Source organism: Arthrobacter sp. UC242_113, assembly GCF_044054585.1.
In the GTDB taxonomy this organism is placed as follows: domain Bacteria; phylum Actinomycetota; class Actinomycetes; order Actinomycetales; family Micrococcaceae; genus Arthrobacter.
This window is the reverse complement of record NZ_CP171968.1, coordinates 3,555,368-3,580,725: the sequence shown is the minus strand read 5'-3', so window position 1 is coordinate 3,580,725 and position 25,358 is coordinate 3,555,368. Positions and strand designations below refer to the sequence as shown.

Here is a 25,358-nt window from a genome sequence, read left to right as displayed (position 1 = left end):
CTGGCTGGAAGGCATAGGGACAGGCTAGGCGGGTAGCGGGTCAGCACCAATCCGCGCCACGCCGCTCGCTCGTTGACCTGCGCGGCCAGGGCTCCACCGAACGCCTCTTCCCTGTGCTGGCAACAAGGTGCATTCTGGACGGACACGGTTCCGACAACGAAGTCGGGGAGGCGTAGGCCACATGAACTTTAATATCCGGTCCCTTGATGCGTTCCGGCCGAGTCAACTTGGGCAGCGGTTGCCTGCGCGGGGGACGTGAGTGCCGTGGACATCACCACGAATCATCACCGCCTCAAGGTCGTGGTCCACATCGACGCGAACATGGAGCGGGCCTGCATCGAGGTCCGCGGAACCCTGACGCCGGCCAACATCCGGGCGCTGTACGTTGTTGCCCGGCGTGCCCGGACCCTGCTGCCGGGCAAGGAAATCGTTCTGGACCTGTCGATGGCCCGTGCCGCCATGGACACCATCGCCGCGCTCCATGATCCCGCCCAGCTCACGCAACTCAGCGGCGAAGGCACGTCCGAGAAACCGTGCCGGCTGAGCATTCTGGACCCCCGGCCGGGCATCCACGCGCACCCCTCCTTCACCCACGGCCGCGGCGATCACAAGCACCCCGACCATCAACACGGCGGCCACAAGCACCCCGACCATCAACACGGCGACCACAAGCACCCGAACGGCAAGCACAGCGACAAGGCCAGCAGAACCCAGGACCGCAACGCCGCACCATCCACCGCCCGGTCACGCACCACCCGAGCAAGCGCCGTCCAAGCAACTGCCGTGCAAGCAACCGCCGTGGAAGCGGGCACCGCCCAACACAGCGATGCCGAACCACGCGTGGCAGCCCGCCGCAGGGCCCGAGATAAGGAACCGGCATGAAACCTGGCCGCATGGTGATGCTCGTCCTCGGAACACTCGCCGCGCTCCTCGGATTGGGGCTGCTGGCAGGCGCAGCCGGGGTGGGCTGGCTCAACTTCCAGCAACGCGACGAAGGCTACTTCACCACCCAATCGCACCGGTTCGACGCCGCGTCCTCCGCCATCACCACGGCAGGGCTGGACGTCATGGTCCAAGGCAGGCTGCCGGACGTCATTCCTTCGGAAACGGCAGGCAGCATCCTGCTCCGCGGCGCGGCGGCCACCCCCGGCAAGGGGATTTTCGTTGGCATCGCACCGCAGCAGGACGCGGCGCGCTATCTCGAGGGAGTCAAGCGTTCCGAGATCCGCGAATTGAATCTGCGGCCCTTCAGGGTCGATTACACCGAAGTGCCTGGAACGCGGACCCCGGCCCGCCCGGGTGCCCAGAACTTCTGGGCCGCATCCGCCGAAGGCACCGGAACGCAGGAACTCAGATGGAACGTCCTTCCCGGCAGCTGGACCGTGGTGGTCATGAACGCCGATGCCACCGCCCCGGTTTCGGTGGATCTGCAGGCAGGCGTGCGCTCCGACCTGCTCTGGCCGCTGTTCCTGTGGCTGCTGATTGCCGGAATCGTGCTGCTGGTGATCGGAGTGCCGCTGATCGTTGCAGGTGCAATGGGGCTCGGACGGCACGGGCCACCGCCGCATCTTCTCCCGGCCCACTACCCACCAGGCCAGCACCAACCCGGCCACTATCCCGCAGGCCAGCCGCTCGCGGGTCATGCCCCACCACTGGAAACCCCGACGCAAGGACCTCCCGCCGCGGCCGGTGTTCCCGGCAGCGCAGGCACTCCCGGCATGCAGCCGGGCCCGTACCCCGCAGCTGAGTACCCCGCAGCTGCGTACCCGGCCGCCGGCTACCCGGCCCCGGGTTATCCGGCGCCCGGCTATCCCGCCCCCGGCGGCGGGGCGGGTGCCCCGCCACCGCCCGCCGTCGTCGACCAATTTGAGAACCCGAGGTACCCGGCCCGCCTGACCGGACACATCGACCCCGCCCTGTCCCGGTGGATGTGGCTGGTCAAATGGTTCCTGGCCATCCCGCACCTGATCGTCCTGTTCTTCCTCTGGTTCGCACTGATCATCACCAGCATCGTGGCGTGGTTCGCGATCCTCTTCACCGCCCGCTACCCGCATTCGCTGTTCAACTTCAACGTGGGCGTGCTGCGTTGGAGCTGGCGGGTGTCCTTCTACGCCTTCACGGCGATCGGAACAGACCGCTACCCGCCCTTCACCCTGGCCCGCACCGACTACCCGGCCGACTTTGACGTCGATTACCCGGACCACCTCTCGCGCGGACTGGTGCTGGTGAAGTCCTGGCTGCTCGCCATTCCTCACCTCCTGATTGTGGGCGTGCTCGCGGGATCCTCGCGTACCTGGGTGGCCTCCTCCGACGACGACTTTGCCGGCGGCGCCGGCCGCTACACGTCAGGCAGCGCGGTTTCCCTGCTCACGCTGCTGGCTTTCATCGCCGGCGTCATTCTGCTGTTCACCGGCAGGTACCTCCGGACCCTGTTCGACCTGCTGATCGGCCTCAACCGCTGGGTTTACCGCGTCGCGGCATACGTGGCGCTGATGCGGGACGAATATCCTCCGTTCCGGCTCGATATGGGGCCTGCCGATCCGAACGAACGCCCGGTCGTGAGTCCACAAACCAGTCCACCAAGAGGCCCGTCATGAAGCTCACCGTTCACACCTTCGTGAGCCTCGACGGCGTCATGCAGGGCCCAGGCGGCAGGGACGAGGACACCAGCGGCGGTTTCGAATTCGGCGGCTGGCTGGTGCCGCTCTTCGACGAGGACATGGGCAGGATCGTGAACGGGTGGTTCGCCGAAGCCGACGCCATTCTGCTGGGCCGCACCACCTACCAGATGTTCCAGCCTTACTGGGAGCAGGTCACGGACCCGGACGACGCCGTAGCCAAGGCGCTCAACAGCCTGCCCAAGTACGTGGTGTCCTCAACGCTGACCGAGGCGACCTGGAACAACACCTCCATCCTTCCCGCGAACTTCCTCGAAGCCGTTGACGACCTCAAATCGGGCCCGGGCCGGGAGCTCCAGGTCCACGGCAGCTACCGGCTGGTTCGGGCCCTGCACGATGCCGGCCTGGTGGACGAGTACCGGCTGATCATCTTCCCGGTGGTCCTCGGCCAGGGCAAGCGGCTCTTCGAACCCGGCGTCACGCCGTCGGCCTTCACCCTGGCCGGGAGCAAAGCGACGTCGTCAGGTGCCGTCCACCTGACGCTCCTGCCCGCCGCCTTTGGCGCGGCTGACCTGGAGATAGGGGAGTTCGAGGTGCGGGAAGGTAAGGAGCAGGTTAAGGACTGAAGGCCAGTCACCCCAAGCGGCTGTCAGGCCGGTCCGCTGTCAGCCAGGTCCGCGCAGGCGCTCCATTTCGCGGCGGTCTTTCTTGGTGGGCCGGCCGGTCCCGCGGTCCCGCTGCGGCAGACCGAGCGCCGGCGCCACGGGCCGGGGTGGCGTATGGTCCGTGAAACAGTGCGACGCTGCCTCCGCCCCCACCCGCTTGCTGATTAGCCGGCGCACCTCGAGGATGCGTTCATAGCCGGGTTGTCGGACGCGCACGGTGTCGCCGGGGACGAGTGACTGCGAGGCCTTGGCCGGGTTCCCATTGAGGCGCACGTGCCCGGCACGGCATGCGGCGGTGGCTGCAGACCTGGTCTTGTAGGCGCGGATCGCCCATAGCCAAGCGTCGACGCGGACGGTGGCGGGGGCTGAGGGAAGGCTGCTCATGATTGCAGCCGAGTATAGCCGGGCCGCCGCGGACTCAGGCCTCCGGGACGGCGGAACCTGCCGCCGCCGGGCCGTCCGCCAGCACGATGTCGAAGGCCTCCACCCGGCGGTCCGTGACCGTGGTGGGAGACTCCAAGTGGACGGCGCCGGTGGGCAGGATGCCGGCGCCGCCGAACTTTTCCATCACCCGCCACTGGGCCACCACGTCCTCACCGCAGTGCTCGGGCGGGAGCTGAGTCCAGAACCGGAAACCGCCCGCGTCCTCCAGCGCTTGGCGGCGGAACATGGTGCACCCGCCCAGCCAAGCCACCTTGTACGGAATCCACTGCCCCGATTTCAGTCCCAGTTCCGTGCTCAGGTGGCTCAGGTTGGCAGCGCTGTGCAGCGGCCAGCGCTCAAAACCCTCCTCGCCGGGACGGATGCGCTCGGGGGTCACGGGTCCCTGCCATGGCGTGAAGGTTCCGGTCTGGTCGGGGCGGCGGTCGTCCAAAAAGGAAAGACCCTGAGGGGCCATTCCCACAAAGCCGCAGCCCAGGTCATCGAGGGCATCGCTCATCCTCGCCAGAGCGCCCGGCTCCAGCCAGATGTCGTCATCGAGGAACAGCACTTTGTCCGCCCGTGCCCGCCCCAGGACAAAGTGGCGGTGCTCGGCAAGTCCGCGGCGCGGCATGTGCCGATGCAGCTCGACGGCGGTGCCCTGCGCACGAAGAACCCGGAGCAGGCTGGCTGCCGGCGGATGCTCCCAGGCCGGCGGCCCTTCCGACTGGTCGCTAAGCACCAGGCGGAAGACCGGGCCCTCCTGCGCCGCAAGCCCGGCGAGCGTGACGGCAAGCTCGGCCGGCCGGTCGCACGTGGGGATGAGGATGTCCAGGGCGGCGTCCTCAATGGTGTGGCCCGAGGCCCAGTTCGCGGATGTGTGGCGATGCATGATCCCTCCCTTTCAGGGACCGATGAGTCGTACGGTGCACTGGTTCAGGTACCCAGGGCTTTTCCCGCCTAAACGCGCTGAAGGCGTGGCGGACCGGACTCGCCGACCTTCGTGTTCAGGACCGCACGGTGGGGGGCTACGCGACGAGGACGGCTGCGGCGGAGTCCATGTGCTCGCGGATGGTGTTGCGGGCGAGGGAGGCGTCGCCGGTTTCGATGGCGGCGACGATGTCGTTGTGCCGGTCCACGCTCATGTTCCGCACGCCCTTTTCGAGCCCGGCGAACATGATGGACATCCTGATGGAGCCTTCCAGGGATTCCCACGAGTGGAGCAGGGTCTCGTTGCCAGTGATGCGGCACATGGTGCGGTGGAAGTCGAGATCGGATTCGACACGCTCCTCCAGCGTGCCCTGGGTTGCCGCCTCCATGGCCTGGATGGCTGCGCGGAGCGACCCAATGACGTGCTGGCGGTCCGGCAGTTCGCACAGCGTGCGGGCAGCCAGGGATTCCAGGGCCGCGCGGACGGAGTAAATGTCGCGGATTTCCTTGGCATCGAGGTGACGTACGGAGAGCCTGCCGCGGGCGCCCGCGGACACCAGGCCTTCCTGCTGGAGCTGCCGCAGGGCCTCCCGGAGCGTACCGCGGCTGATCTGCAGCATCTCGGACAGCTCGGTTTCCACCAAGTGGCGGCCGGGTTCGAGCGCTCCGCTGGTGATGGCGGTGCGAAGCGCCGCCAGTGCCTGCTCGCGGAGGCTTTTCTTTTCCAGTCCCAGAAGGGCTACTGTGGCCATCGGTTTCTCCCCAACGTCGGAGGTCGACTGTCTACAGTCGCCGTGTTAACAATGATGCCACGGCAGGAGCGCGGATCCAGGCGTTGTCCCCGCATTCCTGCCGTGGCTGTGCTCCAGCGGAGCCGAAGCCCTCTTCTAGCCGAGTTCGGCGAGGACCTTGGCCACGATGCGCTGGACGGTCAGGCCATAGCGTTCATGCAGCGTGGGCAGGGCGCCCGCGTCGAGGAATTCATCCGGCAGTGCCACCGGTACCACGCGCTTGCCGAGTCCTGCGGTCACGACGGCGGAGGCGACGGTTTCGAACAGCCCGCCCACCACGGAGTGGTTTTCCAAAGTGACCGCGAGGCGGTCGGTGTTGATCTCGGCCAGGACGGTTGCTGCGTCGAACGGTTTGATGGTGGGCGTATGGACGACGGCGACGTCCACGTTGTGTTCCGCCAGCGCCTTGGCTGCCTGCAGGGCACGCATGGTCATCAGGCCGCTGGAAACGAAGACGACGTCGTTGCCCCCGCGCAGGACCTTGGCCTTGCCGAGTTCGAACGTGTAGTCGTACTCGTCCAGGACGGTGGGCACGTTGCCGCGGAGCAGGCGCAGGTAGGTGGGTCCTTCGCTGGCGGCGAGCTGCGGGACGGCCTGTTCGATGTCGATGGAGTCGCAGGGATCCACGATGGTCAGGTTGGGCATGCCGCGGAAGATCGCCATGTCCTCGGTGGCCTGGTGGCTGGGGCCGTAGCCGGTGGTGAGGCCGGGCAGGCCGCCCACGATGTTGACGTTCAGGTTCGGCTCGGCCGCGTCCAGGCAGAGGAAGTCGTAGGCGCGGCGGGCGGCGAACACGGAGTAGGTGGAGGCGAACGGCACCAGTCCGGTTTCGGCGAGGCCTGCTGCAGCGCCGAAGAGGAGCTGCTCGGCCATGCCCATCTGGAAGAACCGCTCCGGGAAAGCCTGGGCGAAGATGTGCATGTCCGTGTACTTGCCCAGGTCCGCGGTGAGGCCAACGATCCTGTCGTTTTCCTGCGCGGCCTTGACCAGGGCGTGCCCGAACGGGGCGGAGGCGGTCTTCTGGCCCGGATCGGCGAAGGACGCGATCATGGCCGAGGTCTTGAGCTTGGGTGCGGTGCCGGGGGCCTTCACTGCTGTGGTGCTCATCGGGCAGCCTTTCCTTCGTATCCAGCGGTCAGCTGCTCGCGGCAGGTCTGCCATTCGTGTTCTTCGATGCGCATGAAGTGCGCCTTTTCCCGTTCCTCCAGCAGCGTCACACCGCGGCCCACCTTGGTGTCGCAGAGGATCACCGAGGGGCGGCCGCTGGTGCCGGACTGCTCTGCAGCATTGTCGAACGCGGCGAGCAGCGCCGCGACGTCGTTTCCGTCCACCCGCTGGGTGTACCAGCCGGCGGCTTCCCATTTCTCAGTGATCGGTTCGGTGCGGAGCACGGTGTCGGTCTTGCCGTCCGCCTGAAGGGCGTTGATGTCCACCATGGCCGTGAGGTTGCCGAGCTGGTGGTGGTGCGCGCCCATTGCGGCCTCCCAGGTGGAGCCCTCGTCCAGTTCCCCGTCGGAGAGGAAGTTGTAGATCCTGGCGTCGGAACCCTGGTAGCGCAGGCCCAGGGCCATGCCGACGGCGATGGTCAGCCCGTGGCCCAGCGACCCGCCGGAGATTTCCATGCCGGGGGTGTAGGTGGACATGCCGGACATCGGGAGCCGGGAGTCGTCCGAGCCGTAGGTCTCAAGCTCCTCGACGGGGACGATGCCGGCCTCGGCCAGGGCGGCGTAGTGGCCGATGGCGTAGTGACCAGTGGAGAGCAGGAACCGGTCACGGGCCTCCCAGTGCGGATCCTCGGCGCGGAACCGGAGCTGGTCGGCGTACACGACGGCGAGCATGTCCGCCGCGCCGAGAGCCTGGCCCACGTAGCCCTGGCCCTGGACTTCGCCCATGTTCAGGGCGTGGTGCCGGATCCGGTAGGCGGCGGCGCTGACACGTGCGAGTCGTTCTGCTGCTGTTTCCTGGGTCATGCGTTCCTTCTTGGGCAGTGTTGTGGCCTGCAGTTCCTGCGGGCCTGCTTCCTTGACGGCGGTCATCAGGCGTTCACCGACTGGGGGGTGCTTTTGGTGATTTCATCAGCCAGCTGGCGCTCCCGCTTGCCCCAGGTTTCCCGGGTGGCGACCGCTGCCCAGAGGCCGATCAGGGCGTAGGCGCCGAACAGCAGGGCCGGGCCCATCCAGCCGAAGCTGACGAACAGCAGGGTGGTGATGAACGGGGTGAAGCCCGAGACCATGGCCGAGATCTGGTAGGCCAGTGAGGCGCCCGAGGCGCGGGTCTTGGCCTGGAAGAGCTCGGGGAACCAAGCGCCCTGGGAACCGGCGAGGGAGTTCTGGCAGACCGCGTAGGAGATCACGATCGTGGCGATGATGAAGACGAACAGGCCGGTGTTGACCAGCAGGAACATGGGAATGGCGAACAGTGCGGCGAAGGCAGTGGACCAGATGTACAGGGGACGGCGGCCGATCCGGTCGGTCAGGCGGCCCCAGGCCTGGGTGGCGAAGATGCCAATGGCGGACGCAATGCAGAGGGCCACCAGGGTCTGGGTCTTGTCGGCCAGGTGCTGGCTGTTGAGGTAGGAAATCATGTAGGTGATGGACACGGCGTAGCCGGCGGTCTCGGCGATGCGCAGGCCGATGCCCTTCACGATGTTGCGCCAGTCGGTCTTGATCACCTCAACGATCGGGGACTTGACGATCTCGCCGTGGCCCTTGACCTCGTCGAAGACGGGGGACTCGGGGACCTTGGAGCGGATGATCAGGCCCACCACAACGAGCACGATGCTGGCAAGGAAGGGGATGCGCCAGGCGAGCTCGCCGCCGAGGTTCACGCTGACCAGGAACACCAGGTTGGCCAGCAGCAGGCCCACCGGGAAGCCGGCCTGAACGATGCCCGTGTACTTGCCCTTGGACTTCCACGGCGCGTGCTCGTAGCTCATCAGGATGGCTCCGCCCCATTCCGCGCCGAAGGCCAGGCCCTGGACGATGCGGACGAAGACCAGCAGCGCCGGAGCCAGCAGGCCCACCTGGCTGTAGGTGGGCAGCAGGCCGATGAAGAAGGTGGCGATGCCCATGAGGATCAGTGACGTGACCAAGACGGGCTTGCGTCCCACCTTGTCGCCCAGGTGGCCGCCGATGATGCCGCCCAGCGGGCGGGCGGCGAAGCCGACACCGAGGGTGGCGAAGGCGGCCAGCGTTCCGGTTACCGGGTCACCGGTGGGGAAGAACGCAGTTCCGAAGTAGAGGGCGGCCGCTGTACCAAAGCCGATGAAGTCGTACGTCTCGATCACGGCACCGACGCCCGAGCCGATGGCGACCCGACGGGCATCCTTGGTGCCGTGGACCGGCCCCCGCATGTTCAGAGCATCGTTGCTCATGGTGGTTCCCTTTCGAAGAGCGGCTGAAGAAGCTCCAGCGCTGTCGACTGTTAACAAGATGTGTCCCAGTGTGACCGACGTCATGCTGACTGTCAACAGTCGCCGTCAGGAGTTGACTGTTAACAGTCGCCAGCGTTAGTGTGGTGTCCATCACTACAGCCTGCCGGGTACGACCAGAGGATCAACAACGATGTTCCATTCCCGACTCGGGTGCTCATCCATCAGCTTCCGCCACCAGGACCTGCCGACAGCCCTGCGTGCCATTGCCGGGCTGGGTTTCGCCGATATCGACCTGGGCGCCCTTCCCGGCGTCTGCGATCACGTTCCGTATGAGCTCGACGCGGGCGCCGTTTCAGCTGTGGCCGGTGATGTGGCGGCATCGGGACTGCGGGTGCGTTCCGTCAACGGGGACATCGGGGATCTCAACGCAGTGCTCGACGCCAGCCGGCAGGCTGAGCGGGACAGGCACCTTGATGCCCTGCTCACCCTCACCGCTAAGACTGGGGCCAAGGCGCTGGTCCTGCCCTGCGGTGCGCTCAGCCACGAGCCGGTCAAGAGCCTCGAAGAGGACCTGGACACCGTCGCGGCACAGCTGATTAAAGCCCAGGGTCGTGCGGCTGAATTCGGCGTCGAACTCTGGACCGAATCGCTGCACTTCCTGCGGTTCTGCTGGAACCTGGAACGCGCGGAACTGCTGGCGCAGCGACTGGCGGGCTCCGGCGTCGGGATTGTCATGGACTTCAGCCATATTGTCGCCGCCGGCGAGGACCCGCTGGAATACCTGGCACGCCATGAGGGCCGGATAGCCCACGTGCACCTGCGTGATGCGGTGCCCGGAAACATCAACCTCAGCATCGGCAACGGCCAGGCCGATTTCGCCGCCGGGCTGCGCGGGCTGGCCGGGCAGGGCTACACCGGGCACTTCAGCCTGGAACTGGAAACCCGGGACATCACCCACGACGAACGCCCGGCGGCCGCCGCCAAGGCAGCCAGCTTCATCACCGACCTCATCTGACCATCGGTTGTTCCGTAACTGCCGTTTTGACCCTTCACAACGGCGCCTACGGAGCACTCGATCCACATAACACACACCCAAGGAGCACCATCATGACCGCCATTCAGCGCACCGCCGTCCTCACCGGAGCCACCTCGGAACGGGGCATCGGCATGACCACCGCCCGCCGCTACGCCAGCCAGGGCTGGGGCGTGGTGATCCTGGACCTCGACGGCGAGAAGTCAGCGAAGGTTGCCACCGAAATCGGCAACGAATTCAACGTTCCTGCGTTCGGCTACGAGATCGACGTCGCCAACGAGGACTCCGTCAACGCCGCGTACACCGCAGTTTCAGCCGAGGTCAAGAGCGGCGCCCTTCCGGCCGTCGGCGCCCTGGCCAACATCGCGGGCATCACTTCGCCGGTGCCTTTCCTGGAAACCACGCTTGACCTCTGGAACAAGGTTATGGCCGTGAACTCCACCGGCACCTACCTCGTCACCAAGGCCTTCCTGCCGGACATGATCGACAACGGCTGGGGCCGGATCGTCAACATGTCCTCCGTTTCCGCGCAGCGCGGCGGCGGCGTCTTCGGCAAGGTCCCCTACTCCGCTGCCAAGGCCGCCATCCTCGGCTTCACCAAGGCCCTCGCCCGTGAGCTCGGTGACTCCGGTGTGACCATCAACGCCATCACCCCGGGCGCCGTGGACACCAACATCCGCGTCGGCAGCACCGAGGAGCAGGAGGCCGCCATCAACGCCGGCATCCCGCTGGGTCGCAACGCCACCACGGAAGAAGTCGCCGCCGTCATCACCTTCCTGTCCTCCGAGGAGTCCGCCTACCTGACCGGCACCACCATCGACATCAACGGCGGAAGCCACATGCACTAGGAGGACGCCGGCCAAACAAGCTCACAGCGGGCTACTCGACGATGACCCGGACCCGCTGCACCGTGTTGTTGCCCATGCCCTGGTAATTCCAGTGCTGCTCCAGCGGCTGGGTGGAGCCGGTCGCGTCGGTTGCCCGGCACGCCAGTTCGTGGTGGCCGGGGTCGGCCACCCATGGCATGCTCCAGCCGCGCCAGGCGAAGGCACCGGCAGGCTTGTCCAGCTGCGCCGGAGCCCACTTGCCGTCGATGCCGACCTCCACCTTCGTCACGGCGCCCTCACCGGACCACGCCCGGCCCTGGAGCATGACGGGCCCGCGGGACAGGTACCTGCGGCGGGTGAAGAAGTCAGGAATGCCCGGCGGAAGCATCAGGGACCGCACCCTGATCCGCGAAACCGGCGTGCCGGCGTCGTCCGCGTTGTGCTGGTAGCGGTAGGCGACCGACTGCTGGAACCCGGTGAACGGCGTCGTGACCACCTGGATCGACTGCAGCCACTTGACGCTGGCCATGCCGTACCAGCCCGGGACGACGAGCCGTAGCGGGTAGCCGTGCTGGGGCGGCAGTTCGGTGCCGTTCATCTTGTAGGCAAGGACGACGTCGGCCCGGGAGGCTTCCGCAATCGGCAGGCTCCGGGCGTACTGTTGGCGGACGCCGCCCTGGACTCCGGCATCCAGGCCGGTGAAAACCACCTCGACGGCTTCGGGCTCGACGCCGGCCTGGGCCAGCAGGTACGCGAGCGGAACACCCGTCCACACGGCCGTTCCCACGCCCTCCAGCGTCCAGGGCTGGCTGAGCGGCCGCGGCCTCAGCAGCGAACGCCCGTTGCCGGCGCATTCCAGGGTCACCTGGACGCTGATGGCCGGATCCCGCTTCAGCGCCGCAAGGCTCAGTTCCATTGCCCGCTCCACGGCGCCGCCGATCCGCAGGTGCCACGCGCCGCTGACCTGCGGAATGTCGAAGTGGGTCAGCACGTAATGCAGCCCGGGAGGAGTCACGTCCTCGCGCAGGGCCTCAAGCGGCATGGAGTGGTTCCGCACGGCAAGCTGCAGCTCTTCGCTGGTGAGCGGGCCATGCGTCGGTTCACCGGAATGCGCTGCTACACCCGTGTGGGGTGCGGGGCGGGCGGACGGTCGGCGTCGGTAGATCAGCTTGGACATGGCCTTGCGATTCTGCTCGGTGCTGCGGTTTCTCTGGGCTGCGGGATGCAGCTGCGAATAGGCGTGCTCCTCCTCACAGGTTTACGCCGGGCTCAGATGACCGTCAACAGCCGGGGCCCTATAGCTGCGGCAGCTTCACCAGATCCTCGAGTGCCATCGGGTCCTGGCCCGTGAGGCCGTGCACGTCAGACGTCGCCCCTGCTAGCTCGCCGGCGGCGATCGCCGTGTACGTGCTGACCCAGGCCTCGACTTGCCACGGCGGCGCGCCGTAGGAGGCGCGGGAGGCAAACGCCTCCTCCACAGTTTCGTGGTGGTACGTGACGGTCCGGCCTGTGGAACGCGAAAGCACCTCGGCGGCGTGCGCCAGTGAGATATCCTCTGGGCCGGTCAGGTCGTAGGTTGCCCCGGCGTGGACCGCCGGGTCACGAAGTACCGCCACGGCAGACCGGGCAATGTCCTCCCGGGCGACGGCGGCCATCACGCCGTCGCCCGCCGGGCCCCGGATGACGCCGTCCGCCCCGGCCAGTATGGGCAGGAAGTCCAGGTAGAAGTTGTCCCGCAGGAACGTAAAGCCCATGCCGGACGTCCTGATCCGCTCCTCCGTGGCGTAGTGGTCGCGGCCCAGCGTGAAGGTGCAGTCCGGCGCCGCACCGAAGAAGGACGTGTACACAATGTGGCGCACGCCGGCATCCGCGGCGGCGTCCACGAAGGCGTAATGCTGCTGCAGCCGGTCCTCGGCCTCCGCCGCCGACACCATGAACAGGACCTTGACCCCTTCCAGTGCCGGGCGTGACAGTACGGGGTCCCCGTAGCTAACCGCCACAGTCGGGGCGTCCTTTAGGTCCGGCGCCCGCCGGGGGTCGCGCACCAGCAGGCGCTGGGAGAACCCGGCGTCGGACAGCTGCCGGGCCACCATGCCGCCCAGGACCCCCGTGGCGCCGGTGACGGCAAGGTCTGGAAGATCAGTCATTTGCGCTCCTAGGCCTCGCGGGTTGCAGGGGACTTTGTCTGGGCCGGGTCCCGCTCAGCGAGGGAGCCGACGGCGGCGTCGATCTTCTTCAGGACGTCCGGTTCAAGGCGGACGCCGGCGGCAGCGGCGCTGTCGGCCACCTGTTCCGGCCGGGAGGCGCCCACGATGGCCGAGGCGACGTTCGGGTTCTGCAGCACCCAGGCCACTGCCAGCTGGGGCATCGTCAGCCCAGTTTCTTCAGCGACCGGCCGCAGCTCCTGCACGGCGGCCAGGACGTCGTCGCGCATCCAGCGCTGGATCATCCTCGCGCCGCCCTTGTCGTCGGTGGCGCGGCTGCCCTCCGGCAACGGCTGGCCGGGCAGGTACTTGCCGCTCAGCACGCCCTGCGCCATAGGTGACCAGACGATCTGGGAGACGCCCAGTTCCTCCGATGCCGGAACCACTTCCTCCTCGATGACGCGCCACAGCATGGAGTACTGGGGCTGGTTGGAGATCAGTTGGAAGCCCAGTTCCTTGGCCAGGGCGTGGCCGTTGCGGAGCTGGTCAGCGGTCCACTCGCTGACCCCGATGTACAAGGCCTTTCCCTGGCGGACGATGTCCGCGAAGGCCTGCATCGTCTCTTCGAGCGGCGTCTCAAAGTCGTAGCGGTGCGCCTGGTAGAGGTCCACATAGTCCGTCTGCAGCCGGCTCAGGGACCCGTCGATGGATTCCATGATGTGCTTGCGGGACAGGCCGAGGTCGTTCTTTCCCTTGGGGCCGGTGGGACCGAACACCTTGGTGAAGATCTCGATGGACTGCCGGCGTTCACCCTTGAGCGCTTCGCCCAGAACGGTTTCCGCCGCGGTGTTGGCGTAGACGTCTGCCGTGTCGAAGGTGCTGATGCCGGCGTCCAGCGCCGCCCGCACGCACTGCGTGGCGACGTCATTCTCCACCTGGGAGCCATGCGTGAGCCAGTTGCCGAACGTGATTTCCGAAATCTTGAAGCCGCTGTTTCCGAGGTATCTGAATTCCATGGGTTTCACGCTAGCGGAGATGGTTGCTCAGGGTAAGGGATGCCGGCGGCTAATCCGCAGCCGGTGCTCACCGCCGAACGGAGGGCGCCAGGCGCCTGGCGGTCTCGGGAACCAGCGTGGTCAGGCGCGGGTGCGGGCGTCCGGGTGCTGCGCGAGCGAGGTCATGGAACCGGTGTCCAGGACGGTGACACGTCCGGCAACGGCCGGTTTCCGCGCGGGCCGTGGCGGCTGGGCGGACAAGGCCAGTGCGGACCGGACCGTTTCACCCTTGCTGGTGGCGCCCGTGCTGGCCGGTTCGGCCGGCACTGCATCGTGGCGCAGGGCGGACTCTACGAGCGGCGCCACCTCCGTCACGCTGGCCGCGGCCACGTCAGGCGGCGGCAGGTCCCGCGCGGTGACCTTTATATCCGGCGCCGCGGCCCGGGCGCGCGCCACCGCGCGGGCGTCAGCGGCAGCCACGGCGTCGGCCCAGCCTTTCGAGAGAACCGGCGGTACCGGCCGGGCGGCGGTCACCAGGGGGTGATGGACGACGGCGTTGCGGAGCGCCTCCTGGATGCCGGTGCGGGTCCGGAGCTTGTTCCAGTCGATGGGCGCGCGGGGCTCGCGGACCGGGCGGGGGACCTTAAGGGCCTTGGGGGCCTTTTTCGCCTTGGCTTTTGCCGGCACCGTTTCCGTCTCGGCGGGCAGCGGGCTGCCGTCCGCGGCGAGCCGCACGATCTCGATGGTTTCGTTCTTGGGGAGGCGGCCGAACAGCGCCATCACGATCAGCGCTACAAGGCGTCCCAGCCCTGCAATCACCAGCGTGAGCATGACACTGATGCACAGGCCGATGAACATGAGGAAGGCAACGCCCAGGGTGCCAAAAAATGTCAGGTTCAGTGCAATCGTTGTCGGATCTTCCACTTCACCCTCCTTACCATCGGCGCCCGGCTCGTCCCCCAGTAATCGAGCCGGTGATTACGCCGGAAAACAGCCCCTAACCACCATACGGACTATTTACTGCCGACATGCCCGCATGGCAAGTAGCGGCAACTGTTGTTTCAAAGCTGTTATAGGAGGCGGCCTCCCGCAGGCGCCGATAGGCTGATCCAGCAAGCGACCGCCACGTTCCCAGGGATGCCATGACCGAGCCAGAACCCTTTTCCGGTAACTGCCCGTGCCTTTCGGGCGAGCAGTACACGGACTGCTGCGGCCGGTTCCACTCCGGTTCGGCAGACGCAGCCACCGCCGAGCAGCTGATGCGTTCCCGTTACTCCGCCTTCGTCCTGCTCCATCCCGAATACCTCCTGAAAACATGGCATCCCAGCACCCGGCCCTCCGGGCTGGATTTTGATCCGGGCCTGGAATGGCGGCGGCTGGACATCCTGTCCGTCGAGCGGGGCGGCCCGCTCGACACCGAAGGCACCGTGGAATTTAAGGCGCACTTCCGCCAGGACGGCGAGCGGGGCGTCCACCACGAAACCAGCCGCTTCCTCAGGGTGGACCGGCGCTGGTTCTACGTGGACGCCGTCGCGCTCTACCGGTAGCAGAACCGGGGGCCGCGCCGGCCACAGGTCACTTGCCTTCCTGGTTCAGTGCTCCTCGTAATCCGCCGTGGGAGTGAAACCGGCGCGGTCCACCTTGCGGTGGAAGTGCATGCCGGCCATGCCGCCCAGGACGGCACCCACCAGCGCCACCAGGGCGACCACGACGGCGGCAATGATGCCGGTGGTGGTCACCTGGCCTTCATTGACTGGAATCCGCGGGAAGCTGTTCAGCTGGGCCAGGATATTGAACTGCTCGCCGGCTATCATGCCGAGCACGGCCACCAGCACAGCTGCGATCAGGGCCCAGATCCACACGGCGAACCCCTGCTTCGCGCCATTGAACCGGGCCATTCTGCCGGCGACGTAGCCGCCGCTGTAGTAGGACGCGAAGAGGATGACCAGCAGGACGATGATGCCCACGATTCCCACTGTCTGGTTCGAGGCTGCCCGGCCCACTGCGGCGTTCACATCGGCGTTCGTGGCAAGTCCAACGGCCGTGCCGGCTGCGGCGACCAGGGCAGTCAGCAGCACGGCCATGCCCGTGGCGGCCAGCCAGCCAAAGAACGCCGAGCCAATCTTGACGCCGCCGAACGCCTCCTTTTGGCGTGCCGCGGCCATTTCCCGGGTAGCAAAGGCCGGGTCGTCGGAGCGTGCCGTGTCCGTGCGGTCGTCCCGTTCGTTGTCCGGGGTGTAATCGCGCTCTGCGTACGGGGCGTCTGCTTCCGTGGTGTTGAGGGCCCGGGTGTGCGTGTCAGTCGAGGCACTGGTGCTGGTGGCGCCAGTGCTTGTGGCGCTGGGGCGGACGGCGGAACGCCGGGTCTGGGTGGCATCGTAGACCGGAGTTGCCTCCGTGGGAGCGTCTGTTGAACTACGCTCTGCGGTGCCGTAGTTGGCAGGGTAAGGCTCTGCCGCGCTGTGTTCAGGCCTGCTGCGTTCGGGCCTGTTGGGTTCGGACGTGCCTGATTCAGGGGAAGTGCGCCGGGGGCGCCTGTCCCCGGAGCCGGTTGGGCTGCTCATCAGCGACTCGCTTTCATTGAACGGACCCGGACTCAGGGGCCTAAGCCGGGCAACGCAATGCCTGAGGCCAAGGCACTGGCCTCAGTTTCTAGCTAACTCCGTTCAATGGGCATTAGCAAGGATGCTTAGTATCTTGGTTTTGGCGCGTCTCCCCTTGTCACAGCGGTGTGGGCGGTCAGAGCTGGTGTTCGGGTGTCCCCGGTGTTCGGGTGTCCGGCATCAGGAGTCCGGCATCAGGAGTCCGGCGGCTGGTGCGGTCAGCGGTAGGCGCGGTGCAGGTTCTCCTTGGTCGACTCGCGGGCGGAGGCATCGGCGATCCACGGGCCGGTCCCTTCGGACTGGTCCAGCACGCCGGCCTCCAGCCACGTGTAGTCGCCGGCCAGCACCTTGCGCGCGAGGTCGCGGTCGCCGTCGTCGGTGTTGCGCCACAGCTGGTCGAAATATTCGTCCACCCGCACGCGTGCCTGCTCGCAGAAGGCGTCGGCCAGTTCAAACGCGGTGGCGCCTCGTTCAGGTGCGGTCCGGAGCAGCATCTCGGCGCGCGAGCAGCAGGCCGCCATGGCGAACAGTTCGGCTCCGATATCGACGATCCGGCCAAGGAAGGCTTGCTTGTGTTCCAGTCTGGCCTGCCAGCGGCCCATGCCATAGAAGGTCTGCCGTGCCAGCCGCCGCGAGGACCGCTCCACGAAACGGAGGTGCTTGGCCAGCCGCCCGAAACCGCTGTAGGACCGCGGATCCATGCCGGCGCCGGCCACCAGTTTAGGTAGCCATTTTGCGTAGAAGCCGGAGGCTCCGACGGCGGCCCGCGCCTTGTCCGAAAGGCTCGCTTCCGCGGAGGCCAGGTCCCCGGCCGCCGCGAGGTGCGCGTCCACGGCCTCGCGGGCTATCAGCAAGCGCATGATCTCGGACGAGCCCTCGAAGATGCGGTTGATCCGCAGGTCGCGCAGCTGCTGCTCGGCGGGGACGGCCCGCTCGCCGCGGGCCTCCAGTGACTCGGCCGTTTCGAAGCCGCGGCCGCCGCGGATCTGCACAAGTTCGTCCGCGATCCGGTAGCTGATCTCGGTGGACCACAGCTTAGCCAGCGCCGCCTCAATGCGGACGTCCTTCTGCCCGGCGTCGGCCATTTCGGCGGAGAGCTCGAACACGGCGTCCAGGGCGAAGGCGGTGGCGGCGATGAATGCGATCTTCTTGCTGACTGCCTCGTGCTTGCCCACCGGGCGGCCCCACTGAGTGCGCGCGTTGGACCATTCGCGTGCGATCTTGAGGCTCCAGCGGCCTGTCGCCACGCACAGCGCGGGCAGCGAAAGCCTGCCGGTGTTCAGCGTGGTGAGCGCTATCTTCAGCCCCTGGCCTTCGCGGCCGAGCCTGTTGGCGGCCGGCACCCGGACCTGATGGAACCGGGTCACGCCGTTCTCGATGCCACGCAGGCCCATGAAGGTGTTCCGGTTCTCCACTGTGATTCCCGGGGAGTCCATTTCCACTACGAACGCTGTAATGCCGCCCTTGTGGACGGCGCCGTCCGCGTCGGTATGCTGCGGCACCACTGCCATCACCACCACGAGCTCGGCGATGACGCCGTTGGTGGTCCAGAGTTTGACGCCGTCCAGAACGTAGGACCCACCGTCGGCATCGGGGACAGCGGTGCTGCCCATCCGCGCGGGGTCGCTGCCGACGTCGGGCTCGGTCAGCAGGAACGCGGTAACCGCCCCCTCCGCGCAGCGCGGCAGGTACCTGCGTTTCTGCTCGGGGGTACCGAAAACCTTCACCGGTTCCGGCACGCCGATGGACTGGTGGGCCGAGAGCAGGGCGCCCAGGCTCGGGTGCACCGATCCCAGCAGCGCCAGCGCCCGCCCGTAGTAGACCAGGGAGAGGCCCAGGCCGCCGTACTCCTGCGGAATTTTCATGCCGAACACGCCCAGCTCTGCCAGGCCGCGGAGGTACTCGTCGGGAATTTTCGCGTCGCGTTCGATGGTCCGTCCGGACATGGTGCGGCAGAACTCCGTCAACCGTGCCATGAAGGCCTCGCCGCGTTCCACATCATCGGGTTTGGCGGCCGGCCAGGGATGGATGAGGGCCAGGTCAAAGCTGCCGAGATACAGGCCCTTGGCGAAGCTGGGCCTGGCCCACTCGGTTTCGCGCGCTGCCTCGGCAATGGCACGGGCGTCCTCTGCGGATGCGCCCGCGCCGATCTTCTCCGGAGCGACGGGTGTTTCGGACGCGGGACTGTCCACGGGCGGGATGGCGCCAGTGCCGTCCGCAGCCGTGTTGGCGGTGGCTGTGCTGCGACCAGCCCTGCTGTCAGGGGCCTGGCGTTCAGTAGCCTGGCTGTCAGTGGCGGAGCTCACGGGGCATCTCCTCTGACCGGATCACCGGCTCAAAGCCCTGGGTCCGCCGCGGGTGGAGAACCCTTCAGCTGTCCCTCAATGCTACCCGCGGGTAGGTTCCGGTGCTAGGGGACGGCTGCCCCTGAAACTCGGAGGGAAACTCGACTGCAGACGCGTGGTGCACCAGACTGTCCCAGGCGTGGTTGATCCCGTGGACGGTCCTGAGCAGGGCACCGGCAACGACAATCCAGGCCAGCCTCCCCACACCCACCAGGACCAGCGCGGCGAATGCCGCCGCCGCCACGAAGAGGACAAGTGCCAAGGCAACCATCAGCGTTCCGATGAACACCAAGGTGCCTGTCTCCACTGCACTCAAGTCGAACTGCATGCTTCCCCCTGCGCCGTTGCTGCGGATGGATCAGATCAGTAGCTCGAGACTAGGGCCATGGGCGGAGCTTCCTCTAGCGCCTCGGCCATGCTGTGGCCGCGTTGATACGGGATCGAGACAATACTGCGCCGTAGGTCACGGAGTGATTGCGAAAACCTCATCAGTCACACCCGTAACGTTGCTTGGCCGTCAGGTGGAGCCCCTCGGGGGTTGTGGGGGACCGCAGTGCGGGCCGCCCGGGGCTCTGCGTTAACCTTGTAGTTGGCAGTTTTCGGGTTTCCGCTGCCCAGACCATCCCCCAAGCTGCCGAAGGAGAGTGTGTGCCCCGGTCCGCTACGTCCTCCGCTGACGCGATCAGCGCCAGGCTCAGGGACCTTGAGCTCCTCACCAAGGGGCCGGCATGGGCCCTCACCCGTTCCGCCCCGTGGGTGATCGCGGTCCTGCAGGCATCCTTCACCCGCACCCGGCCGCAGCTTCCGCTGGAAGAATTCCATGCCGACGTCGACTCCTTCCTTGAGCAGTTGCGCCGCCATGACCCGGGGCTGGGCGGCCATGCCAACGGGAAGTCCTTTGGCGATGAGTGGACCCGCAAGCAGTTCCTGACGCGCCGGAACCAGTCGGGGCAGATCGTCTACGAGGTCACCGAGCCGGCCGCCCGTGTGCTCGCGTTCCTGGACAGCCTCTCCAGCGAAAGGTCCACGCTCAACGGGTCCCGGCTGGGCACGCTGCTGGGCGACGTGGAGAAGCTCGCCAACGAGACCAACCCGGACCAAAGCGCCCGCCTGGAGGCGCTGGAGGAGGAGATCGGGGAGCGGCAGCAGCTGATCGAGGACATCAGCTCCGGCGACTTCGACGGACTCCTTGACGACGACCAGGCCGTCGAAGCGGCCGGCAACATCCTGGACCTCGCTGCCAGCCTGCCCGCGGACTACAAGAAGATGCGTGACCGGATCGAGGAGCTCGTGGGCGAGCTCCGCAACCAGATCATCGAGGAATCCCTGACCAAGGGCGCCACGATGGCCCAGGTTCTTGAGGCGGACAAGCGGCTGCGCCAAAGCCCGGAAGGCAGGACCTTCCGTTCCTTCACCGCGTTCCTCGAGGACCCGCAGCAGCAGCTGCGCTTCCGCTCCGCGATCGGCGAGGTGCTCAGCCGCCAGTTCGCGGACGACCTTTCGCCGGAGGACCGGGAAACCCTGAAAAACCTGGTGGCGGAGCTCCGGCAGCAGCACAGCCAGATCCAGCGCATCTACGGCAAGCTGAGCGAGAGCCTGAACACCTACGTCCAGAGCGATGATTTCCGCCAGTCGGTGCGGCTCCGCAAGGTGCTGCGCGAGGCGGAACAGGCCATCCGGTCCATGCCCTACGAGCGCGAACGGTCTGGCCTGGTCCGGGGTCCGGTGCTGTTCAACGCAGGTTTCGAATCCCTCGCCATGGTCAAGCTTTTCGACCCGGACGAGTTTGCTGCCCCGCCCAAGCTCGCCGACCCCATCGCGTTCAGCGATTCGGACCGGGTCCGCTCACCCCGGACCGCCAAGGCCAGGCCGGAGGCGATCCGCGCCGCGGCAGCGGGCGCCTCCACCCTCGCCGAGGCGTGGGAGCAGCTTCCGCCGGAGGAACAGCACATCAACTCCATCCGGGCGCTCCTCTCGCACGCACTCCACACCGGTGCCGGCTTTGACCAGCTGGCATGGGAGGCCCTCGACTTCGAACAGATAGACGGCACCACCCGCAAGGCGTATCTGCCGGTGGTAACGCTCAAAAAGGATTAGCGATGACTGAAGAGATTACGACGGCGGACGCCGGGACGCCGCTGGTTGAGCCTGCCGAAACCGAAAACCCCCAGATTTTGACAAGCTCAATCAACGGCTCTGTCAGCCCCCGCGACACCTTTGTGGATGGCGCCGCTCTCTTCCCCGGTGACACTGGCGTGCTTCCCATGAAGGTGCGCCAGGCACTCGTGAAGCTGCTGAAGGGCCCGTATGTTGATGGCGGCCGGGACGAGAAGCTCTGGACAACGCTGCTGGACAACCAGCTGATCCTGCGCAGCCGGCTCTCCGAGCTGTTCCTCACGCTGCAGCTGGACCACGAGAAAAAGATCGCTGTGCTGCGTCCCGTCGACCCCGAAGCAATCGGCGGCAGCGCCCGCTCGAGCATCCTGCGCCAGCAGCGCGCGCTGAGCCGTGTGGAGACCATCGTGCTGCTGCGCCTGCGGCTCCTGCTGGACCGCCACGTCACGGCCCAAACGGACCCCACCATCACGCGGGAAGAAATCGCCGAGCTCGTGGCCCACTACCAGCCGGCAGGCCAGCAGGACGCCCTCCGCGACTCCGACGTCGTGAACCGCGCAATAACGAAGCTCCTCGCCCGCCAGCTCCTGCTCACCACCGGCTTGGACGACGTCTACACTATCTCCAACGCCCTGCCCCTGGCCCTCCCCTTCGACAACATAGGCGACATCCCCGCCCAGATCGCAGCGCTAATAGCCGCAACGGCAGACCCCACAGGCACCGAAGCAATGCTGGAACTCGACGACAATCCGCTGGTTGAGCCTGTCGAAACCGACGACGACGACGAAAACCCACTGGTCGAGCTTGCCGAAACCAGGGTCTCGACAAGCTCGACCAGCGGAGAGGACCACAAGTGAGTATTGCGAGCATGCTTCCGCTGGGCGACGTCGTTAACCCGGGTCAGATGCGCCTTGCCCTGGTGCAGGTGGTCAACTGGGGCACGTTCCATGGCGCGCACACGATGCACGTGGACCGCAACGGCACACTGCTCACCGGCAACTCCGGCGTCGGCAAGTCGACGCTGTTCGACGCCATGCTGCGGGTGTTCGATGCCCGGCCGCGCTCCAACGAGGCAGCAGCCCAGCGGTCGGGCGCCGTGGAGGACAAGCGGACCACGTTCACGTACATGCGCGGCAAGGTGGGGGACAAGGCCGTCGGCGAGGGCTCGGCCAGTGCGTTCCAGCGGCCCGGTGCCACGTGGTCCGCCGTCGCCCTGACGTTCGACAACGCCGCGGGCACCAAGGTGACGGTGTCGGCCCTGTTCGACCTCCCCAAGAACGGCACGGAGTCGAGCGTTGGCCGGTACTACCTGATCGACAACAGGCCGCTGGACCTCGCCGCGATCGAGGACATCGCCGAGAAGCGGTTCACCAGGGCTGCGCTGGAAAACATCTTCCCGGACGCCCAGGTCTTTGACGTGCACAAGGCCTTCGCGGAGCGTTTCCGCCGGCTCCTGGGCATCAACTCGGACCAGGCGCTGCCCCTGCTCCGCGTCATCCAGGCCGGCAAGGGCCTGGGCGGCAGCGTGAACACATTTTTCCGAGACCAGGTGCTGGACGCGCCGGCCACCCTGGCGGCGGCGGACGACGTCGTCGAGGAATTCAGCAACCTCATGTCCATTCGGCAGCGGCTGGAGGACGTCCGGCAGCAGCGCGACCAGCTGGCCCCCGTCCCGGGACTGAACAGGGAGTACGCGCAGTCGCTGCTGGATGCGAACCGGCTGCGTGAACTCGCGGGCGAGGAGTTCGAGGCCTACCGGCAGCAGCTTGCTGTCACCGTGCACGAGAAAACGCTCGCCCGCTTCAAGGCGCTCGCCCAGGCAAAGGCCAAGGAGCTCGCAGCGGAACGCGGCGTGCGGGACGGCCTGGCCAAGCAGCTCCGGCAGCTGGAGGCGGAGTACAACAACCAGGGCGGCAACGCCATCTCCTCGATCGAGCAGTCCCTGGAGAACGCCCGGGTGGGGCTGAAGCTCCGCCAGCAGGTGGAGGAGGCGGCCCGGCAGGCGCTGACGGACGCCGGCCTGGACCTGGAATGGACGGCTGAAGGCTGGGAGCAGGCCCACGAACAGGCAGCCGCCCGCTCGGCTGAGCTGAAGGGGGACTCCGCGGCCCTGCAGGAGCTCCGCTTCGAGGCCTTCGACGCCCACGCCACGAAGAAGCGCGAGCTTGCCGCGGCCGAGCAGGAGCTTGTGTCGCTGAAAACGCGCAAGTCCCTGCTGCCGCCGTCGAGCATTGAAAACCGCGCCGCGATTGCGGCCGCCACCGGAGTCCCCGAGGAGCAGATGCCGTTCGGCGGCGAGCTGATCGACCTCGCCGAGGGCCAGGATCACTGGCGCCCAGCGGCTGAACGTGCCCTGCGGAACCTTGCCACCACGCTGCTGGTCCCGGGCGAGCACTTTGCCGCCATCACCCGTTACCTGAACGACCACACCGTCCGGGGCGCTTTGCGCGCGGTGGACGTGTCCAAGCCGCTCGCCGGGGCGGCGCTCGCCGTGGAGGACGTGGCCGACGGCGACCTGCTGACCAAGCTGGACATCCTCACCACCGGGACAAACGCGGAAGCAAGCGTGTGGATCCGTGAGCGGATCGCCCTCGACTTCGCGTACCCGTGCGTGGAGAACCCCGACGAACTGGCGGCCCTGGACAAGGGCCTGAGCCTCGGCGGCGTGGTCAAGCGCAACCGGCACACCGTGGAGAAGGACGACCGGTTCAGCAGCCGGCAGGACTACGTCCTCGGGTTCGACAACGCCTCCAAGCTGGAGCTCGTGGCCGGTCAAGTGGAGGACCTGCGCCAGGAACTGGCCAAGGCGGCACAGCTGGCCCAAAGCCGCGAGGAATCGCACCAGGGCCTGTCCCGGCAGCTGGAGGCGCTGGGCAAAGTGGCAGAGGACAACCGCCCGTGGGAGCAGGTCTCGGCCGCAGTAGCGGCAGACGAGCTTGCCAGGATTGAGCAGCGGCTCAAGGACGCCCTCGCGGCCCAGGCGGACCTTGAACCGCTCCGCGCCAACATCGAGGCGGCGCGCCAGAAGCACCAGTCCAGCACCGAGGCTGCCGCAGTGCTGCAGAGCGAATACAAGGCGCTGGACCAGCAGCTCACTGCCTCGGATTCACTGCTGGAAGCCGCGCGTACCCGCCTGAACCAGGCCCCGCCGTCGGACTCTACCTCCGCGGCGCTGGCGCCGTACTTCGCCGAATTCGGCGACGTCACCGAAATGCATGAACTGGACAACCTTGCCGGCCGGGTGCGGACCCAGCTGCTTGGCGACCTGCACGGTGCAGAGTCCCGGGCCCAGGCCACGTCGGAGCGGCTCACCCGGATCTTCGAAGGCTTCGTCCGCGACTGGGGCACCGCCATTTCGGCTGACCATGGCACGTCCATCGGCGCCGTCGGCGAGTTCGAGGCCCGCTATCACGCGATCATCAACGACGGCCTGCCGGCGCAGGAGGCCGAGTTCCGGCAGTTCTTCAACCAGCGCACGCACGAGTCGTTCAGCACACTGCTCCACCTGCTGGACGAGGAACGCCGGTCCATCACCAGCAGGATCCTGCCGCTGAACGGGATCCTGTCGGAGGTGAATTTCCACGAGGGCAGCTACCTGGAACTCGACATCAAGCAGACCCTGCCGGCCACGGCCAAGCAGTTCAAGGACGCCATCCAGAACGCGCTGAAGACCCGGCACACCCGGCCGGCCAAGGCAGAGGCGGCCAAGGCGGACACCGCCCATGCCGGCCAGAATGACGACGCCGAGCTGACCGCCCGCTACAAGTCTCTGGAGACGCTGGTGAAGCGGCTGGGGTCGCAGACTCCGGAGGATCGGCGCTGGCGGGCCGAGGTGCTGGACGTGCGCGGGCACCTGTTCATCCAGTGCAAGGAGCACCGCGAGGTGGACGCCCCCGGGAAGGAGGGCGGCAAGCGCACGGACGTGTTCATGCACGCCGATACCGGTTCCATGTCCGGCGGTGAGCGACAGCGGTTCACCGCGTTCATCATGGCCGCGGCGTTGAGTTACCAGCTGGGCATCGCCGAGCAGGGCTTCACCACGTACGGCACAGTGATGATGGACGAGGCATTCGTGCTGGCCTCCGAGGAATTTGCCGGGGCGGGCATCAAGGCGCTGCACGAGTTTGGCTTCCAGTTGCTCCTTGCTGCACCGGAGAACGTCATCGACCTGTCCCGGCACCTGGGCTCGGTGACCGAGATCCTGCGGGACAGGCGCACCAACCGCTCCGGGGTGCTCACCGCCCCCCGTTATCACCCCGAAACCGGGCACAGAAGGGCAGTGGCGCTCCGAGGCCAATCCCGTCGATATCGTGCTGCGTTAGTCCAATAACGGTTTTGGGCGATTTATAACAAATCGATGGATTTATTGCGCTGGCCCTAGTGGCAGCCAGTTTTGGCATGCCACTGTGGTGACTCCACCAGTCTTCGCCAAACGCTCGACAGGGTCATGGACACTCCCATGCGGCGGGCAGAGCAGCCCCTGTGAGCCTGACGGCGTC

21 protein-coding genes and 1 pseudogene are annotated in these 25,358 nt (G+C 67.0%); 9 read left to right on the top strand and 13 right to left on the bottom strand.

Features of this window, described 5'->3' with window-relative positions; genetic code table 11:
* Positions 1-255: 255 nt before the first annotated feature.
* Genes ACHMXB_RS16295 through ACHMXB_RS16285 form a run of 3 tightly spaced genes read left to right on the top strand, consistent with a single transcriptional unit; the run spans position 256 to position 3,244 of the window.
* Entirely contained in the window at positions 256-882 is a 627-nt protein-coding gene (locus ACHMXB_RS16295; protein ID WP_395399976.1) for a hypothetical protein, read from the top strand.
* The gene (locus ACHMXB_RS16290) at positions 879-2,597 is read left to right on the top strand and encodes a DUF4389 domain-containing protein (protein WP_395399974.1); all 1,719 of its coding nucleotides are present in this window, start codon (positions 879-881) and stop codon (positions 2,595-2,597) included. The genes ACHMXB_RS16295 and ACHMXB_RS16290 overlap by 4 nt, the downstream gene beginning before the upstream one ends.
* Positions 2,594-3,244 (top strand): dihydrofolate reductase family protein, encoded by a 651-nt coding sequence (locus ACHMXB_RS16285; RefSeq protein ID WP_395399972.1) that lies wholly within the window; start codon positions 2,594-2,596, stop codon positions 3,242-3,244. Before ACHMXB_RS16290 ends, ACHMXB_RS16285 begins: the two co-directional genes overlap by 4 nt.
* A 39-nt stretch (positions 3,245-3,283) precedes the next feature.
* Here ACHMXB_RS16285 and ACHMXB_RS16280 read toward each other — a convergent pair whose 3' ends face one another.
* The 6 genes from ACHMXB_RS16280 to ACHMXB_RS16255 form a co-directional block, all read right to left on the bottom strand.
* Positions 3,284-3,667 (bottom strand): RNA-binding S4 domain-containing protein, encoded by a 384-nt coding sequence (locus ACHMXB_RS16280; protein WP_395399970.1) that lies wholly within the window; start codon positions 3,665-3,667, stop codon positions 3,284-3,286.
* A gap of 34 nt (positions 3,668-3,701) precedes the next feature.
* Complete coding sequence (locus tag ACHMXB_RS16275; protein ID WP_395399968.1) at positions 3,702-4,595, bottom strand: glycosyltransferase family 2 protein; 894 nt, start codon at positions 4,593-4,595, stop codon at positions 3,702-3,704.
* Between the two features lie 136 nt (positions 4,596-4,731).
* On the bottom strand, positions 4,732-5,385 hold the full coding sequence (locus tag ACHMXB_RS16270; RefSeq protein ID WP_395399966.1) for a GntR family transcriptional regulator: 654 nt from the start codon (positions 5,383-5,385) through the stop codon (positions 4,732-4,734).
* A 135-nt stretch (positions 5,386-5,520) separates the two neighbouring features.
* Positions 5,521-6,531 carry a transketolase family protein gene (locus tag ACHMXB_RS16265; RefSeq protein ID WP_395399964.1) on the bottom strand — a complete coding sequence of 337 codons (1,011 nt, stop codon included), beginning with the start codon at positions 6,529-6,531 and terminating at the stop codon, positions 5,521-5,523.
* Positions 6,528-7,394 (bottom strand): transketolase, encoded by an 867-nt coding sequence (locus ACHMXB_RS16260; protein ID WP_395405312.1) that lies wholly within the window; start codon positions 7,392-7,394, stop codon positions 6,528-6,530. Before ACHMXB_RS16260 ends, ACHMXB_RS16265 begins: the two co-directional genes overlap by 4 nt.
* 65 nt (positions 7,395-7,459) lie before the next feature.
* On the bottom strand, positions 7,460-8,797 hold the full coding sequence (locus ACHMXB_RS16255; RefSeq protein ID WP_395399962.1) for an MFS transporter: 1,338 nt from the start codon (positions 8,795-8,797) through the stop codon (positions 7,460-7,462).
* A 190-nt stretch (positions 8,798-8,987) separates the two neighbouring features.
* Here ACHMXB_RS16255 and ACHMXB_RS16250 point away from each other — a divergent pair, with 190 nt between their 5' ends.
* Together ACHMXB_RS16250 and ACHMXB_RS16245 are read left to right on the top strand one after the other, a co-directional pair.
* Positions 8,988-9,812 carry a sugar phosphate isomerase/epimerase family protein gene (locus ACHMXB_RS16250; protein ID WP_395399960.1) on the top strand — a complete coding sequence of 275 codons (825 nt, stop codon included), beginning with the start codon at positions 8,988-8,990 and terminating at the stop codon, positions 9,810-9,812.
* A 92-nt stretch (positions 9,813-9,904) separates the two neighbouring features.
* Entirely contained in the window at positions 9,905-10,678 is a 774-nt protein-coding gene (locus tag ACHMXB_RS16245) for an SDR family NAD(P)-dependent oxidoreductase (RefSeq protein ID WP_395399958.1), read from the top strand.
* Positions 10,679-10,709: 31 nt separating this feature from the next.
* Here ACHMXB_RS16245 and ACHMXB_RS16240 read toward each other — a convergent pair whose 3' ends face one another.
* The 4 genes from ACHMXB_RS16240 to ACHMXB_RS16225 form a co-directional block, all read right to left on the bottom strand.
* Entirely contained in the window at positions 10,710-11,834 is a 1,125-nt protein-coding gene (locus ACHMXB_RS16240; protein WP_395399956.1) for a sulfite oxidase, read from the bottom strand.
* 118 nt (positions 11,835-11,952) lie between these two features.
* Positions 11,953-12,804 (bottom strand): SDR family oxidoreductase, encoded by an 852-nt coding sequence (locus ACHMXB_RS16235; RefSeq protein WP_395399954.1) that lies wholly within the window; start codon positions 12,802-12,804, stop codon positions 11,953-11,955.
* Between the two features lie 8 nt (positions 12,805-12,812).
* The gene (locus ACHMXB_RS16230; protein ID WP_395399952.1) at positions 12,813-13,817 is read right to left on the bottom strand and encodes an aldo/keto reductase family protein; all 1,005 of its coding nucleotides are present in this window, start codon (positions 13,815-13,817) and stop codon (positions 12,813-12,815) included.
* Positions 13,818-13,937: 120 nt separating this feature from the next.
* Positions 13,938-14,720, bottom strand: a complete 783-nt coding sequence (locus ACHMXB_RS16225; RefSeq protein WP_395399950.1) for a hypothetical protein — start codon at positions 14,718-14,720, stop codon at positions 13,938-13,940.
* A gap of 218 nt (positions 14,721-14,938) precedes the next feature.
* Here ACHMXB_RS16225 and ACHMXB_RS16220 point away from each other — a divergent pair, with 218 nt between their 5' ends.
* A complete protein-coding gene (locus ACHMXB_RS16220; protein WP_395399948.1) occupies positions 14,939-15,343 on the top strand; it encodes a YchJ family protein in 405 nt (134 codons plus the stop codon).
* 45 nt (positions 15,344-15,388) lie between these two features.
* On the opposite strand, the gene ACHMXB_RS16215 is transcribed toward ACHMXB_RS16220, so the two are convergent.
* The 3 genes from ACHMXB_RS16215 to ACHMXB_RS16205 form a co-directional block, all read right to left on the bottom strand.
* The gene (locus ACHMXB_RS16215) at positions 15,389-16,360 is read right to left on the bottom strand and encodes a TIGR04086 family membrane protein (RefSeq protein ID WP_395399946.1); all 972 of its coding nucleotides are present in this window, start codon (positions 16,358-16,360) and stop codon (positions 15,389-15,391) included.
* A gap of 257 nt (positions 16,361-16,617) precedes the next feature.
* Entirely contained in the window at positions 16,618-18,591 is a 1,974-nt protein-coding gene (locus tag ACHMXB_RS16210; RefSeq protein ID WP_395405310.1) for an acyl-CoA dehydrogenase family protein, read from the bottom strand.
* A gap of 178 nt (positions 18,592-18,769) precedes the next feature.
* Positions 18,770-19,072, bottom strand: a complete 303-nt coding sequence (locus tag ACHMXB_RS16205; protein WP_395399944.1) for a hypothetical protein — start codon at positions 19,070-19,072, stop codon at positions 18,770-18,772.
* A 320-nt stretch (positions 19,073-19,392) separates the two neighbouring features.
* Between ACHMXB_RS16205 and ACHMXB_RS16200 the strand changes: the two genes are divergently transcribed.
* The 3 genes and pseudogenes from ACHMXB_RS16200 (at position 19,393) to ACHMXB_RS16190 (ending at position 25,181) form a co-directional block, all read left to right on the top strand.
* Complete coding sequence (locus tag ACHMXB_RS16200) at positions 19,393-20,841, top strand: DUF3375 family protein (RefSeq protein WP_395399942.1); 1,449 nt, start codon at positions 19,393-19,395, stop codon at positions 20,839-20,841.
* Positions 20,842-20,843: 2 nt separating this feature from the next.
* On the top strand, positions 20,844-21,716 hold the full coding sequence (locus tag ACHMXB_RS16195) for a DUF4194 domain-containing protein (protein ID WP_395399940.1): 873 nt from the start codon (positions 20,844-20,846) through the stop codon (positions 21,714-21,716).
* A pseudogene (locus tag ACHMXB_RS16190) lies at positions 21,713-25,181 on the top strand (ATP-binding protein). The gene ACHMXB_RS16195 and the pseudogene ACHMXB_RS16190 overlap by 4 nt, the downstream one beginning before the upstream one ends.
* Positions 25,182-25,358 lie beyond the last annotated feature (177 nt).

Bases quoted from the DNA above. Each gene is read 5' to 3' on its own strand.
- ACHMXB_RS16290 (WP_395399974.1), top strand. From the start codon at position 879: ATGAAACCTGGCCGCATGGTGATGCTCGTCCTCGGAACACTCGCCGCG.
- ACHMXB_RS16285 (WP_395399972.1), top strand. From the start codon at position 2,594: ATGAAGCTCACCGTTCACACCTTCGTGAGCCTCGACGGCGTCATGCAG.
- ACHMXB_RS16280 (WP_395399970.1), bottom strand. From the start codon at position 3,667: ATGAGCAGCCTTCCCTCAGCCCCCGCCACCGTCCGCGTCGACGCTTGG.
- ACHMXB_RS16275 (WP_395399968.1), bottom strand. From the start codon at position 4,595: ATGCATCGCCACACATCCGCGAACTGGGCCTCGGGCCACACCATTGAG.
- ACHMXB_RS16270 (WP_395399966.1), bottom strand. From the start codon at position 5,385: ATGGCCACAGTAGCCCTTCTGGGACTGGAAAAGAAAAGCCTCCGCGAG.
- ACHMXB_RS16265 (WP_395399964.1), bottom strand. From the start codon at position 6,531: ATGAGCACCACAGCAGTGAAGGCCCCCGGCACCGCACCCAAGCTCAAG.
- ACHMXB_RS16260 (WP_395405312.1), bottom strand. From the start codon at position 7,394: ATGACCCAGGAAACAGCAGCAGAACGACTCGCACGTGTCAGCGCCGCC.
- ACHMXB_RS16255 (WP_395399962.1), bottom strand. From the start codon at position 8,797: ATGAGCAACGATGCTCTGAACATGCGGGGGCCGGTCCACGGCACCAAG.
- ACHMXB_RS16250 (WP_395399960.1), top strand. From the start codon at position 8,988: ATGTTCCATTCCCGACTCGGGTGCTCATCCATCAGCTTCCGCCACCAG.
- ACHMXB_RS16245 (WP_395399958.1), top strand. From the start codon at position 9,905: ATGACCGCCATTCAGCGCACCGCCGTCCTCACCGGAGCCACCTCGGAA.
- ACHMXB_RS16240 (WP_395399956.1), bottom strand. From the start codon at position 11,834: ATGTCCAAGCTGATCTACCGACGCCGACCGTCCGCCCGCCCCGCACCC.
- ACHMXB_RS16235 (WP_395399954.1), bottom strand. From the start codon at position 12,804: ATGACTGATCTTCCAGACCTTGCCGTCACCGGCGCCACGGGGGTCCTG.
- ACHMXB_RS16230 (WP_395399952.1), bottom strand. From the start codon at position 13,817: ATGGAATTCAGATACCTCGGAAACAGCGGCTTCAAGATTTCGGAAATC.
- ACHMXB_RS16220 (WP_395399948.1), top strand. From the start codon at position 14,939: ATGACCGAGCCAGAACCCTTTTCCGGTAACTGCCCGTGCCTTTCGGGC.
- ACHMXB_RS16215 (WP_395399946.1), bottom strand. From the start codon at position 16,360: ATGAGCAGCCCAACCGGCTCCGGGGACAGGCGCCCCCGGCGCACTTCC.
- ACHMXB_RS16205 (WP_395399944.1), bottom strand. From the start codon at position 19,072: ATGCAGTTCGACTTGAGTGCAGTGGAGACAGGCACCTTGGTGTTCATC.
- ACHMXB_RS16195 (WP_395399940.1), top strand. From the start codon at position 20,844: ATGACTGAAGAGATTACGACGGCGGACGCCGGGACGCCGCTGGTTGAG.